Here is a 14017-nt window from a genome sequence, read left to right as displayed (position 1 = left end):
CCGACAGTCAGCCGATGGCCTCGGCGGCGGTGAACCACGTTGACGGGTCGGAGATGTCCCGGATTTCCAGTGAGCGGGCCATTTGTTCGAGATCGGTTGCCGCGTAGCGGGAACGGTGGGTCGCCCGGACGACGATCGCCACTCCGAACGCGCCGCAGTCGACGACCAGGCCACCGTCCAGAGAGGTGGTGTGGCCGGTCGCGTCGGTGTCCCATCCGGGACGCAGGGGGGTGAGGTCGGTGGAGGACAGGTCGACCAGCACGGCCTCGCCGTAGCCGGTGGTGGACTCGCTCGCCTTGTCGTCGCACAGGTGCAGGTAGGCGTGCCAGCCGTCGTTCGCACCGCGCCAGGGGTCGCTGAGCCCGTCGTACGCGCCGCAGACGGCGAGCCCGCCGGGGACGTAGCCGAACCGGATCGGGTACCGGATCGGTCGCCGCGCGCCGACCTCGACACGACTCGCCAGGTCCACCAGGGCATCGCGCTCGGACCACTCGTACCCCCGCACCACGAGCCACGTGTCGGCGCCGTACTTCACGACGACCGCCGGCGTCGCGTACGGCCAACCCGAACGCGGGTGGGGGTCGGGGAAGTCGTCCAGGTGGAACGCGGTGCGCCCGCCGACGGTGAACGCACGCCGGCCGAGGACGGCGGTGCGGTCGAACGTGTCCGGCGGGTAGAACTTCACGGTTGCGGCGAGGTGTCGCCAACGGTCGTCGTAGTACACCGACTCCGACTGCACGCCACCGAAGATCCCGGTGTCGGCGACGAACGCGTCGCCCGGCAGGTTCGTGATCGTGAAGGTCATCTGGGGGTTCTCGACGGACACCGGACCGGGCGGCCGTGGCGGCGGCACCTTGGACACGCTCGGCGTCACCAAGGTCCAGATCATCTGCTGCGGCGGCTGAAGCGCCGCGAACGCGTACGCCGCCGACACGGTCAACAGCAGCACGGTGACGAGCCCGACCAGCGCCCGGACGTGGCCCCGGGTCCACGCCGAAGCGCGTAATCGCACCCCTGTGGCGAACGACCGCGGCCGGATCGCGAACACCTCGTGCCACGCCGCCTCCATCGACGGCAGGTCCGGGTGTCGCCGCTCGGCGTCGCGGTGCAGCGCCCGCTGGAAGAACCGGGTCAGGCCGGCGCGCAGGTCCGGGTCGAAGCGGTCGGTGGCCGGCTCCGGCCAGTCGGCCTGCACCGCGCCGGGGTGCACGCTCCCGTCACCCCACACCGGCAGCACCCCGGACGCCATCTCGTGCAGGCTGACCGCGGCCGCGTACCGCTCGGCGTGGCCGTCGTAGAGCGGGCGGCGGGCGGAGCCGAGGAAGGGGTCGAGGTAGCCGCCCGTGCCGACGGTGACCTCCGTGAGCAGGGCATCGCTCAACGAGAAGTCGTACAGGACCAGCTCCACGCCGGAGCCCGGGCGTTCGCAGAGCCCGAAGTTGTCCGGCTTGAGGTCGCGGTGGAACACGCCCGCGGCGGCGAGCTGGGCGAGCCCCCGGAACACGTGCACGCCGTAGCGCTCCAACTCCGGGCGTGCCAGCCGTCCTTCGGCTCGCAGCCGCGCGCCGACCGACCGGTTCCCGGCGTGCTCCAGTTCGAGCACCGTGCGACCGTGCACCTCGCGCGGACCGGCCAGCAGCCGCACGACACCGGAGCCGCCGACGTGCCGCAGGACGTCGGCCTCGGCCCGCAACCGGGCGGCCCGCTCCTCGTCCAGCGCGACCTTGAAGACGCGCCGGTCCACGGTGCCGTCGGCGGTGAAGCGCGCCACCTGGAGCGCGCGGGCGGTCGAGCCGGTGCCCAGCACGTGCTCGACCAGCCACCGCTCCTCCAGGTACTGGCCGGGCACGGCCACCAGCGGGTCGACGGCGGGCAGGTGGTCGGTGCCGAGGTGCTCGCGTTCGAGGGCGTCGAGGCGCTGCAGGAACCCGTCGACCGACAACCGCAGGCGCGGGTCGGTCCGCGTCGCCTCGAACACCAGGTCGGACAAGCCCCCGGCCACCCCGCGGTGCGGTCGCAGGCCTTCCTCCACGGCGAGCCGGTCCCGCAGCTCCGCCCGCCGCCGCGCGGGTTCCTCGTCGGACAGCACCAGGTACGCGATCGCGCCGAGGCCGAACACGTCGAGCGCGACGGGGTTCGCGCCCGGGATCTCCGACTCCGGCGCCAGGTAGGGGTCGTCCGGGTCGGAGAAGGACGCCGCGACGGTGTGCCCGACCGACGCCGCCGGCTCCTCCAGGCGGAACGCGGACCGCCAGTCCGCGATCCGCAGCACCGGCCGCTCGTCCGCGCTGACCCAGACCGACCGGGCCGACAACGCGCGGTGGCACAACGCGTGCCCGTGCGCGTAGTGGACCGCCTCGGCCAGTTGCCGCAGCAGGTCCAGCCGCTGCGCCAACGAGGGCTCACGCAGTTCGAGGTGGTCGTCGAGCCGCAGGTCGAAGGTCTTGTGCCGGAACAGGATCGCCCATCCGCCGGGGTGCGGGCCGAAGCGGACGGGTTGCACCACTCCGCGGTGCACGATCCGCTGGAGCACCCGGTACTCGCGTTCGGCGGCCCGTTCGACCGCGCGCCTGGCCGCGTCCGTGGCCTGGTCCGCCGACAGGTAGATGCGCAGCCGGCCTTCCTCCACGATGTCGCCGTCGCGCCTGGCGAGCCGGTCCTCCCAGTCGACGCCGACGTTGAGCGGCCTGCGGTCGAGCTCCCACTCCCCGCCGAAGCGCAGGTGCGCGGTGGCCGCCCCGACGTCGGCCTCCGCCAGGAGGTTCGGCAGCACGTCACGGGCGAAGTCGGGAGACACCTCGGTTCCGCCGACACCGAGCAGGTCGCGCCACAGCCACGGCAGCCCCGTGCTCTCCCGGTCACGGCCGTAGACGTGCTGGCGCTGGACGTCGTCCATGTCGGCGACGAGACCGGACGCGGAGAGGAACACCACCGGCTCCACCCGGGGCACCCGCTCGGACACGCCCAGCCGCCCGGCGGCGCGGTCCAGCACCGCCCTCAGTTCCTTGGCCTTGCGGTCCAGCAGGTGCAGCGGGTTGCGCAACGCACGCCTCGTGCCACCGTCGTTGAACCGCCAGTTGCCGGTGTGCGCCCGCAGGCTGCCGGGGTGCGACTTGATCTCGACGAGGAACAGCCCGCCGGGAGCGGCGACGAGCAGGTCGCACTCGTTGACCCGCCCGGTGATCGCGGTGAACGTGAACGTCGCCCAGGCCCGGTACGGCCACTCCCCCCGCACGGACCGCTTGACGTGCTCAAGCGCGTCCTGCTCCCACCGGAACGGCGACACCTCCTCCTGGAACCACCACCGCTCCACGCCGACTCCTTCCGATCACCGGATGCTAACGGTGACAACAACCGGCCTGTGAGGGGTTATCGAGCGCCTGCCCCACGTCCGCGCACGACCAGGTGGCCAAAAGCGATTGGCGAGCCGTGGGGAGGCCGATATCGTGAAGTCGATTCGGCTGATCAAGGAGGACGACATGACGTGCATGGTTCTCAGTGGGGTCGCGACCGCTCCGACGCGGGAGCGTGCCACCCGCTGATCTGCCGCCCCATCGGGTATCGGCAGTAGCGGCGCAAGCACGCGCTCCTCGCTTCGTGGCGGTCGTCGCCGGCCTCGTGGGTTCGCCTCGGGCCGGTCGGTACCGCATCGCGGTGCCATGACACAAGTACCGCACTCCACGAGGAGAGATCCGTGCATTCAGAATCATCCGAAACATCCGCGCGCCCGCTGACAGCGGCCGAAGGAGGACCCAGCGCGGTCACGCGTGCCGGCATGACCGTCAAGCGTCCGGCCCAGCCCTGGACCACGACCGTCCACGCACTGCTGCGCCACCTGGAGGACGTCGGGTTCACCGGCGCTCCCCGCGTGGTCGGCGACGGTGTCGACGCGGACGGCAACGAGGTCCTGACCTACGTCGAGGGCACCGTCGTGCATCCGCACGCGTGGACGGACGAGGGTGTCCGGCAGGCCGGGGCGCTGCTCCGCGAACTGCACGACGCCACCGCCGGCTTCCGGCCACCGCCCGACGCGGTGTGGCAGTCCTGGTGGATGCACCACACCGGGCCGGACACGGTGATCGGGCACTGCGACGCCGGTCCGTGGCACATCGTGGCCCGCGACGGCCTTCCCGTCGGGTTCATCGACTGGACCCTCGCCGGGCCCGTCGACCGCCTGGACGAGGTCGTCGCGGCGGGGTGGTGGAACGCCCAGTTGCACGACGACGACGTCGCCGAGCGCAACGACCTGCCGGACGCGGCCGACCGCGCCCGGCAGTTGGGACTGTTCCTGGACGGCTACGAACTCCCGTCGGGAGATCGGGACGGCCTGGTCGACCGGATGATCGAGTTCGCGATCCGGGACTGCGCCGCCGAGGCGACCTCCGCGGGGATCACCCCGGAGTCGACCGATCCACGGCCGCTCTGGGCGTTGTCCTGGCGGGCCCGGTCAGCCGGGTGGATGATCCGGCACCGCGGTCTGCTGACCGGAGCCATCCGGCGCTAGCGGGCTCGTTCAACGGGTGCTGAGCCGAGTCAGGGCCATCGGAGTGGCCCTGACTCGGCGTTCGAGGCGCCGCGCACGGCGTCCGGTGCCGGCGGTGCCCCACCGTGAAGGCAGCCGCTTCAATGGTGGGCGGTACCCCGACCGGAGGAGTGGCGGTCACTGAGTGTCACCAAACGAGGGTTCGACGCTGGTTTGGTCACTCGATGGTGACGCGACGGAGGGCTTGTGGCGTCCCCCAAACGCGCCGTAACGTGCCATTCGAGACGTACCCCAAATGGCCGATCTTGATACACCTGAACGGTCTAAAGACCTGCTGGTGATCCCTTCCCCGGGCACCCGAAGGAGCGCACTCATGCTGGACCGGCTCAGCGGTACCCGAATGGACCGTGTCCGCCTCGCCGAGGAGGACGTGGAGTTCTGTTCGATCGCGGGGCCGATCGACATCGGCACGGTGGCGGCGTTCCGCGCCGGGATGGCCGCACGGCTGGACAGCGCCCCGGCGGCCCTGGTGGTGGACCTGACCGGGGTGACGTTCGTCGGCGCGGTGGGCGTCGCCGCCCTGATCGCCGCGAACACCCGTGCCGGGCAGCTGGGCACGGTCTTCGCCGTCGTGGCCGACAGCCGGCCCGTGCTGCGGCCGTTGCAGGTCACCGGGGTGGACCGGCTGCTGGTGGTCTGCCCGACGTTGACCGAGGCGTCCTGCGCGGTCGAGGCGGGCGTGTCGCGGATCCCGGCTCAGCGGGCCGCCCGGTAGCCGGCGTCCCGTCGGACCGCGTCAGAGCGACGCGGTCGCGGCGTACCGGCCGGCCGGGCGCGGCAGGCCGTAGTGCTCGCGCAGCGTGCGGCCGGTGTACTCGGTGCGGAACAGGCCTCGGGCCCGCAGCAGCGGCACGACGTGGTCCACGAAGTCCGCCAGGCCCGACGGCAGCAGCGGCGCCATCACGTTGAAGCCGTCCGCCGCGCCGGTGGTGAACCACCGCCCGATGTGGTCGGCGATCTGCTCGGGCGTGCCGGCGACGACCTGGTGCCCGCGCCCGCCGCCGAGGCGACCGAGCAGTTGGCGCAACGTCAGCCGTTCCCGGTGCGCCAGGTCGCGCACCAGCTCGAACCGGCTCCGCGCGCCGTTCACGTGGCCGACCGGCGGGAACTCCGGCAACCGCTCGTCCAGCGGGTGGTCGGTCAGGTCGACGCCGATCAGCTCGGTCAGCTGCCGGACCGCCCGCACCGGGATGATCAACCCGTCCAGTTCGTCGGCCAACGCCCGCGCCTCGGCCTCCGTGCCGCCGAGCACCGGCACGATCCCGGGCAGCACCTTGACGTCGTCGGCGGCACGTCCCCGGGCCGTCACGCGGCGCTTGAGGTCGGCGTAGAACGCGGTCGCGTCGCCGTGCGTCTGGTGCGCGGTGAACACCGCCTCCGCCCACGCCGACGCGAACGCCTTGCCGTCCTCGCTCGACCCGGCCTGCACCAGCAGCGGGTGCCCCTGCGGACTGCGCACCGCGTTCAACGGCCCGCGCACCGAGAAGAACCGGCCCTTGTGGTTGATCTCGCGCACCTTGGCGTCCTCGGCGAACACACCGGACTCCCGGTCCACGACCAGCGCGTCGTCCTCCCACGAGTCCCACAGCGCGGTCACCACGTCGAGGAACTCGTCGGCACGCCGGTAGCGCTCGGCGTGCTCGAAGTTGACCTCGCGGTTGAAGTTCTGCGCCGACCGGTCCCCCGCCGTGGTCACGATGTTCCACCCGGCCCGCCCGCCGCTGATGTGGTCGAGCGACGAGAACAGCCGGGCCAGGTTGTACGGCTCGCTGAACCCGGTCGACGCGGTCGCGATCAGCCCGATGCGCTCGGTGGCCTGCGAGATCGCGGTCAGCAGCGTGATCGGCTCGAACCGGTTGGCGGCGGTGTGCCGCACGTCGCCCCAGATCTGCACGCCGTCGGCGAGGAACACCGAGTCGAACGTGCCGCGTTCGGCGATCCGCGCCAGGTGCTGGAAGTGCGCCACCTCGCCGAGGGCGCGCGGGTCGGTGCGGGGATGCCGCCAGGCGGCCTCGTGGTGGCCGACGCCCATCAGGAACGCATTGAGGTGGAGCTCGCGCGTGGACAACTTCAGACTCCCAGTCGGATCGGGTTGCGGAGGTCGAGCGGGTCGGCGTAGATCGCGTCCAGCTGCACGGCGCCGGCCGCCACGCCGAGGACGTCCAGGCCGAAGCTGCTCGGCAGCACGGCCGACGGCGACGGGCACGCGCGCGAGGTCGTGGCCACCTCGGCGCGCAACGCGTCGGCGCACTCGGGCAGCCGGGTGACGCCCAGTTCGGTGACCACGACGACATCGGGGTTCACGATGTCGAACAGCAGCGCCGCGGCGCGCCCGACGATCCTGGCGCGGTCGACGAGCAGCGCGGTCGCCGCGGCGTTCCCGGCCACGGCGGCGTCACCCAGGTCGGTGATCGACGGTCGGGAGACCACGCCCGCCTCGTAGGCGCGCCAAGCCCAGGCGCGGTCGGACGCGGTGGCTTCCAGGCACCCGTGGCGTCCGCACGGGCACTCGATCGCCGGGTCGCCCAGCGCCAGGTGCGCGACACCGCCCGCCGCCGACCGCGCGCCCCGGTGCGTGCCGCCGCCGGTGATGATCGCCGCGTCCACCACGTTGCCGACGAACAGGTGCACCAGCGACTCGTGGTGGCCCGCCGCTCCGAACAGTTGCTCCGCCCGTGCCAACGCCCGCGCGTGGCTGTCCACCAGCACCGGCAGCCCGGTGCGCGCCGCGAGCAGGTCGCGCACGGGCACGTCCCGCCAGCCCAGCGAGGCGTGCTCGACCAGCACGCCCGCCTCGGTGTCGACCCACCCTCCGGCGGCCACGCCCAGGCCGAGCGGCACGTGCCCCGGCAGGTGCTCGGCGTGCAGCCGCACCAGGCGGTCCGCGGCGGTCGCCAGCACGTCCCGGTGGTCGCCCGGGTCGCGGTGCGGCACGCGCACCCTGGCCCGGACGCGTCCGCGCAGGTCCAGCAACGCCAGCGTGCAGTGCTCGTGGGCGATGTGGATCCCCGCCACCAGGTGGCGACCGGTCTCCACGTCCACCGGCGAGTGCGGGCGGCCCACGCCTCGGTACGGCAGCGCCCCGGCCACGTCGGTGAGCAGGCCGAGACCGGCGAGCGCCGCGCAGTTGCGCGTGACCGCCGCCGGGCTGAGGCCGGTCAGCCGCGCGATGGTGGTGCGCGAGACCGGCCCGTGCCGCAGCACGGCGCCCAGCACCGCCGACGCCGCCGTGCCACGGGGGTTCACGAGATCAGCGGCGGGCCGGACGGCGACAGCGCGGGGCCCACCGCCCGTGCCGCACCCGGCGTGCGCCCGTGACCCCACCCGATGTCGCGGCGGTAGCTGCCGAGCAACCCCGTCCGCCGCAGGTGCTCCTCGTCGTGGGCGGACGACTCCGCCGGCAGCGGATGGGTGTGGGGTGCCACGAACAACGCGTCGGTCGGGCAGTTCGCCTCGCACTGGAAGCACGTCTGGCAGTCCTGCTGCCTGCTGATCACCGGCACGCCGTCCGCGCCCCGGTCGAACACGTTGGTGGGGCACACGGCGACGCACTTGTCGCAGGTGACGCACCGCGCCGCCGACACCAGCTCGATCACGCGGTCACCTCCTGCGGGCGGGCCCACACCTCGTCCAGGCCACCGGAGGTGATCCGGAAGTGCTGGGCGGGGTCCAGGTCGGGGAAGTCGAGCCGCTTGGCCATGCCCCGGCTCTCGCTGCGCGCCAGCGCCGAGGTGTACATCCACCGGGCGTGCGCGACCATCGCCGCCGCCTGGCGCGCCCGCACCACGTCCGTGCCCTCGGCGCGCAGACCGGAGCGCACCGCCGACCACGTGCCGTCGAGCTGCCCCAACGCGGTGCGCAGCACGTCACCGTGCCGCAGGTAGTTCTTGTCGTACGGCAGCACCTCGGCCTGCACGGCGGCCACGACCTCCGCCGCCGACACCGACGACGTCGTGCCGGTCGGGCGCAGCCCCGCGCCACCGGCGGCACGGACCCGGCGCTCACGGGCGGACGGGCCGAGTGCGCGGGCGAACCGGGCCGCCGCCCGCCCCGACCACGACCCGGACGACATCGCCCACGCCGCGTTGTGGCTGCCGCCGCCGGTGAACCCGCCGCAGATCAGCTCCCTGGTCGCCGCGTCACCCGCCGCGTACAGGCCGGGCACGGTGGTCGCGCACCCGTCGTCCACGATCCGGATGCCGCCGGTGCCGCGCACCGTGCCCTCGGCCAGCAGCGTCACCGCGAACGGCTGGGTGAACGGGTCGACGCCCAGCCGGTCGAACGTCAGGAAGAAGTTCGGCTGCGCCCGCCGCATCGCCTCGCGGGCGGCCTCGTCGGCGCGGTCGAGCTTGCAGAACACCTTCTCCGAGGCCAGCAACGTCCGCGCGATCACCGACCGGCCACGCTGGCTGCCCGCACCGTCGAGCACCGAGCCGTCCGCGCGGTAGAACGTGGCGTAGTTGTAGAACGCGGTCTTGGTGACCGACGTGTGCTCGGGCGCGATGCCGTAGGCGTTGGAGAACTCCATGCCCGACAGCTCCGCACCGACCTCGGCGGCGAACAGCGCGCCGTCACCCGTGTTGACGTTGCAGCCCAACGCTTTGCTCAGGAACGCGCAGCCACCGGTAGCCAGCACCACCGCGCCGGCCCGCACCCGGAACGCCCGGTCGGCCTGCCGCTGGTACCCCGCCGCACCCGCCACCGCGCCGTCGTCCGCCGTGAGCAGTTCGGTGACGGGGCTGTGGTCGACGATGCTCACCCCCGCCCGGCGCACCCGGATCCGCTGCCGCCGCATGTACTCGGGCCCTTGGAGGCCGTTGCGCAGCGGCTCGCCGTCCGGGCCGACCGGGAACGGGTAGCGGGCCACCTCGGCCAACTCGTTGATCCGGTCGTAGGTCTCGTCCAGCACCCGCGCCATCCAGCGCCGGTCCGCCAGGTACCCGCCCAGCGCCTCCCGGCTGGCCATGGCCTTCTCCCGTGCCTCGGGCTCCGGCGGCACGTACCAGACGCCGGTGCCGCCGGACGCCGTCGCGCCGCTGGTGCCGCAGTACCCCTTGTCGGCCAGCACCACCGAGGCGCCGTCCTCGGCCGCCTTGAACGCGGCCCACGTCGCGGCGGGCCCGCCGCCCACGACCAGCACGTCCGCGTCGAGTTCGAGCGTCATGCGATGCTCCTTCCGTACCGAGGGTGGATCAGACGCGCCAGGACGTGAACCGGCGTTCCAGGGCGACCAGCACCTGGTTGAACACCACACCGATGGCCGAGATCGTGATGATCCCCGCGTACATCCGGGGGATGGCGAAGTTGAACTGCGAGGCGTTGATCAGGTAGCCGAGACCGGCCTTGGCGCCCACCATCTCCGCGGCCACCAGCACCAGGATCGACACGGCGCCCGCCAACCGGATGCCGGTGAACACCGTGGGCACCGCGGCGGGCAGGATCACCTTCTGGAAGAGCCGGAACCCCGACAGGTCCACCGACTTCGCCAGCCGGAGCAGGGTCGGGTCGACGCCGCGCACCGCGCTGATCGTGTTGAGCAGGATCGGCCACGTGCAGGCGTAGCACACGATGGCGATCTTCGACGTCTCGCCGATGCCGAGCAGCAGCACGAGCACCGGCAGCAACGCCAGCGCCGCGGTGTTGCGGAAGACCTCCAGCAGCGGCCCGAGCAGCGTCGCCACCGGCTTGTACCAGCCGATCAGCAAGCCCAGCGGCACGGCCACCGCCACCGCGAGGCCGAACCCGGACAACGACCGGGCCAGGCTGGCCCCGGTGTCGTCGGCGAGCTGACCGCTCGTGGCCAGCCGCCACCACGCGTCGACCACCGTCGAGAACGGCGGCAGGAACGTGGCGTCGACCAGGCCCAGCCGGGGCGCGGTCTCCCACACCGCCAGCAGCACCAGGATCGCCGCGACCTTGCCGGTCGCCGTCACCAGCGCGTCGGCGACCCGGCGCGGCGCCGACGGTCGCTTCACGCGGTCACGAGAGGGCCGCTCCTCGTCCACGGCCGGTCGTGCTTCCACCAGCGCGGTCATACCGGCGCCACCTCCTTCTCCTGTCGCTGGGCCCGGGAGACCTCGTCGTGCAGCAGCTCCCAGATCCGGTGCCGGTAACGCGCGAACTCGGCGCTGGAACGCAGGTCGACCCCGTCGGCGCGGTCACCGAGCTCGATCCCGACCACCTCCTTGACCCGGCCGGGCCGCGAGGTCAGCACCGCGACCCGCTGTCCCAGGTAGACGGCCTCGTCGATGGAGTGCGTGATGAACACGACCGTCTTGCCGGTGCGCCGCCAGATGCGCAGCAACTCGTCCTGCAAGGACTCGCGGGTCTGCGCGTCCAGGGCCGCGAACGGCTCGTCCATCAGCAGCACGGCCGGGTCGTAGGCCAGGCTGCGGGCGATCGCGACGCGCTGTCGCATGCCGCCCGAGAGCTGGTGCGGGTGCCGGTCCTCGAAACCGGCCAACCCCACCAGGTCCAGGAACTCGCGGGCACGCCCCGGCCGTTCGCGACGCGGCACGCCGGCCGCTTCCAGTCCGAACTCGACGTTGCCCTGCGCGGTGCGCCACGGCAGCAGCGCGTACTGCTGGAACACCACGCCCCGGTCCAGCCCCGGCCCGGTGATCGGCGCGCCGTCCAGCAGCACCCGGCCCTCGCTCGGCTCGGTCAGCCCGCCGAGCAGGTCCAGCAACGTGGACTTGCCGCAGCCGCTCGGCCCGACCAGGACCAGGAACTCGCCGCGCTCCACGTCCAGGTCCACACCACGGACGGCGGTGAACTCGGTGCGGCGCCGGGACGCGCGGTCGCGGACCGCGAACCGCTTGGTCACGTCGCGGAAGCTGATGTGGCCGCTCATGCCGCCACCCCGTTGAACTCGTTGGTGTAGAGGTCGGCGAGGTTCACCTGGTCCCTGGCGATCTCGCCGCGTTCGGCGAGCCAGTCGACCCACAGCGTCAGCTCCTGGTCCACGATCCGACCGCCCTTCTCGGCGACGCCGTTGGACTTCCAGTACCGCAGCGCGGCCGGGTCCTCGTTGCGCCCGCGCTTGGTGAGGATGTCGACCTTGCGCGCCACGACCTCCTCGCGCGGCGTCGTGCGGCTCCACTCGATGGCCTGCGCCACGCCGCTGACGAACGTCCGCACGGTGTCGGGGTTGTCCTTGAGGAACTTCTCGGTGAACACGTACGTGCCCGCGGTGAACGCCCCCAGCAGGTCGAAGTCGGAGAACAGCTTGCGCAGGCCGCCCTTCTCCGACGCCTTGTCGCGCAGGATGCCGCCCAGCACGCCGACCTCGATCTGCCCCTGCCGCACGGACTGCTCGATGTTCACCGGCGGCACCGCGATCGGCTCCACCTTCTCGATCTCGTCCGGGGACAGGCCGTTGCGCTTGAGGTAGATGCCGAGCATGGCCTCGTGGTGCGCGCCCAGGGTGTTCATGCCGACCTTCTTGCCGATCAGGTCGCGCGCGGAGGTGATCGGGCTGTCCTCCAGCACGTAGAAGCCGCTGAACGCCGCCTCGTCGGAGCCGTAGTAGCCGATCACCGACTTGATCGGGGCGCCGGCGGCCTTGAGCTTGACCACCGCGCCGTTGAACGCGCCGCCGAAGTCGACCTGGCCGGTGGCGGCGGACTGGATGTCCTGCGGGCCGCTGGTCGTGTTGCCGACCCACTCCAGCCGCACGTCGCCGAGGTAGCCGAGGTCGGCGGCCAGTTCGGGCAGGGTCACGTCGCCCGCCCAGCCCTGGTAGCGCAGCGTCCTGGTCCCGGCGCCGGCGCCGGCGGGGGTGCAGCCGACGGTGGCCGCCGTCAGACCGAGGAGAGCGAGGCCGAGGAAGTTCCGTCGCGTGCTGATCACGGCGAATCCTTTGTTGGAAAATGCGGGCAGGCCGAAATATCGGGCGTCGACGCCCGAAAGGGGAAAGGGTTTCAGCGACCGGTGCGACAGAGCGCGCCGGCTTGCCGCCGGAGATCGACGTGCCGGCGCGAGGTGAGGTTGACGGCTTGGCTCACGTGCCAGAGCCTCACACCCAGGTCAGACCGGGTCAACGGGCTCGGCAGCCGTCCCACATCATGGAGCCGGCGGTCCGCGGAGCTGGACACCGGACACTTCTTTGCCCAGCGCAAAGAAGTGTCGAGGGCGGTAGGGCGTGTCAACCGCGTCCGAGTGCTGAGAAGACTTAATTCACCGCCGCGCGATGTTGTGCCCGTTCCGCGTGACTGCCCATCGTGGTGTTCGAACGCATTCTCACGAGAGGACATCGGCGATGACCGCACAGCTTTCCGACACGATCACCGTCCACCGGCTCGGCGCGGGCATCGGCGCGCGGATCGACGGCGTCCGGCTGGGCGGTGACCTGTCCGAGGGCGCCGTCGCGACCGTCCGGGACGCGCTGCTGGCCGACAAGGTGGTGTTCTTCCGCGGCCAGGAGCACCTGGACGACGCGGGCCAGCTCGCCTTCGCCCGGCTGCTCGGCGAGCCGACGCTGGCCCACCCGACCGTCAAGGGCCGCGAGCACGCCAACGTGCTGCCGATCGACTCCGACCACGGCAAGGCCAACAGCTGGCACACCGACGTCACGTTCGTCGACCGCGTGCCCGCGATCAGCATCCTGCGCGCGGTCGAGCTGCCGCCGTACGGCGGCAACACGGTGTGGGCGAACACGGCGCGCGCCTACGAGGAACTGCCGCCGGCGTTGAAGGCGTTGGCGGACCGGCTGTGGGCGGTGCACAGCAACGTCTACGACTACGCCGGGCACGTCGACTCGACCCGCATCGGTGGCGTGGACGTGAAGGAGGAGTCCTACCGGGACGAGTTCGAGTCGCAGCGCTACGAGACCGAGCACCCCGTGGTGCGCGTGCACCCGGAGACGGGTGAGCGGGCGCTGCTGCTCGGCCACTTCGTCAAGCGGATCGTGGGTCTGACGAGCGCCGAGTCGCACGCGGTCTACCACCTGCTCCAAGACCGGGTGACCCGGCTGGAGAACACCGTGCGCTGGCAGTGGGCCGACGGCGACGTGGCGATCTGGGACAACCGCGCCACCCAGCACTACGGCGTCGCCGACTACGACGACGCCCGTCGCCGCCTGCACCGCATCACCATCGCGGGCGACGTCCCGATCAGCGTGGACGGCGTCACGAGCACCACGGTCGTCGGGGACGCGGCCCACTTCTCCGCGCTCTGACCGCCGCGCGCGCTCCGTCGCACACGGGTTTCGGTGACGGACCCGTTCGTGGCGGACGATGGTCGCCCGTGGTTCAAGCACTTCGACCTTGAACCACGGGCGATCCTCTTGGCCGGGTCACGCGCCGAGGCATGCGCCCGCTCCGGCCCTGGCAACGGTGTCAGGCCACGGACGTGTACCGGCCTCGGAAGCGGACGAGGGGTGGGTTGCCGGTGTTGTGCTGGATCTCCAGCGGTTCGCCCACCAGGGCGACGTGGTCGCCCACCACGATGCGGCGGACCGTGCGGCAGCGGAAG

At 72.3% G+C, this 14017-nt stretch carries 12 protein-coding genes; 3 read left to right on the top strand and 9 right to left on the bottom strand.

All coding sequences use genetic code 11. The features are described 5' to 3' along the window. Window positions 1-7: 7 nt before the first annotated feature. Complete coding sequence (locus ADK67_RS47230) at window positions 8-3313, bottom strand: protein kinase domain-containing protein (RefSeq protein WP_053723175.1); 3306 nt, start codon at window positions 3311-3313, stop codon at window positions 8-10. Between the two features lie 462 nt (window positions 3314-3775). On the opposite strand from ADK67_RS47230, the gene ADK67_RS47225 reads away from it, so the two are divergent. Beyond that, window positions 3776-4504, top strand: a complete 729-nt coding sequence (locus tag ADK67_RS47225; protein WP_157621644.1) for a phosphotransferase — start codon at window positions 3776-3778, stop codon at window positions 4502-4504. Window positions 4505-4883: 379 nt separating this feature from the next. Beyond that, window positions 4884-5258, top strand: coding sequence for an STAS domain-containing protein (locus tag ADK67_RS47220; protein WP_053723173.1), 375 nt, complete (start codon window positions 4884-4886; stop codon window positions 5256-5258). Between the two features lie 21 nt (window positions 5259-5279). On the opposite strand, the gene ADK67_RS47215 is transcribed toward ADK67_RS47220, so the two are convergent. The 8 genes from ADK67_RS47215 to ADK67_RS55600 form a co-directional block, all read right to left on the bottom strand. Beyond that, complete coding sequence (locus ADK67_RS47215; protein ID WP_269436193.1) at window positions 5280-6611, bottom strand: LLM class flavin-dependent oxidoreductase; 1332 nt, start codon at window positions 6609-6611, stop codon at window positions 5280-5282. A gap of 2 nt (window positions 6612-6613) precedes the next feature. After that, on the bottom strand, window positions 6614-7789 hold the full coding sequence (locus ADK67_RS47210; protein WP_053723172.1) for an ROK family transcriptional regulator: 1176 nt from the start codon (window positions 7787-7789) through the stop codon (window positions 6614-6616). Further along, the gene (locus tag ADK67_RS47205) at window positions 7786-8139 is read right to left on the bottom strand and encodes a 4Fe-4S dicluster domain-containing protein (RefSeq protein ID WP_053723171.1); all 354 of its coding nucleotides are present in this window, start codon (window positions 8137-8139) and stop codon (window positions 7786-7788) included. Before ADK67_RS47205 ends, ADK67_RS47210 begins: the two co-directional genes overlap by 4 nt. Next, window positions 8136-9707, bottom strand: coding sequence for an FAD-dependent oxidoreductase (locus tag ADK67_RS47200; protein ID WP_053723170.1), 1572 nt, complete (start codon window positions 9705-9707; stop codon window positions 8136-8138). The genes ADK67_RS47205 and ADK67_RS47200 overlap by 4 nt, the downstream gene beginning before the upstream one ends. A gap of 28 nt (window positions 9708-9735) precedes the next feature. After that, complete coding sequence (locus ADK67_RS47195; protein WP_082404891.1) at window positions 9736-10578, bottom strand: ABC transporter permease; 843 nt, start codon at window positions 10576-10578, stop codon at window positions 9736-9738. Further along, window positions 10575-11396 (bottom strand): ABC transporter ATP-binding protein, encoded by an 822-nt coding sequence (locus tag ADK67_RS47190; RefSeq protein ID WP_053723169.1) that lies wholly within the window; start codon window positions 11394-11396, stop codon window positions 10575-10577. The genes ADK67_RS47195 and ADK67_RS47190 overlap by 4 nt, the downstream gene beginning before the upstream one ends. Continuing rightward, complete coding sequence (locus tag ADK67_RS47185; RefSeq protein WP_231648710.1) at window positions 11393-12394, bottom strand: ABC transporter substrate-binding protein; 1002 nt, start codon at window positions 12392-12394, stop codon at window positions 11393-11395. Before ADK67_RS47185 ends, ADK67_RS47190 begins: the two co-directional genes overlap by 4 nt. Window positions 12395-12465: 71 nt before the next feature. After that, the gene (locus ADK67_RS55600) at window positions 12466-12798 is read right to left on the bottom strand and encodes a putative leader peptide (protein ID WP_442974267.1); all 333 of its coding nucleotides are present in this window, start codon (window positions 12796-12798) and stop codon (window positions 12466-12468) included. Between the two features lie 5 nt (window positions 12799-12803). Between ADK67_RS55600 and ADK67_RS47180 the strand changes: the two genes are divergently transcribed. Then, window positions 12804-13721, top strand: a complete 918-nt coding sequence (locus tag ADK67_RS47180; RefSeq protein ID WP_053723168.1) for a TauD/TfdA dioxygenase family protein — start codon at window positions 12804-12806, stop codon at window positions 13719-13721. Window positions 13722-14017: the final 296 nt, after the last annotated feature.

Origin of the sequence: Saccharothrix sp. NRRL B-16348 (assembly GCF_001280085.1) — a bacterium.
Taxonomy (GTDB): domain Bacteria; phylum Actinomycetota; class Actinomycetes; order Mycobacteriales; family Pseudonocardiaceae; genus Actinosynnema.
The sequence above is the reverse complement of the archived record's forward strand: the minus strand, read 5'-3'. Positions and strand labels throughout refer to the sequence as shown.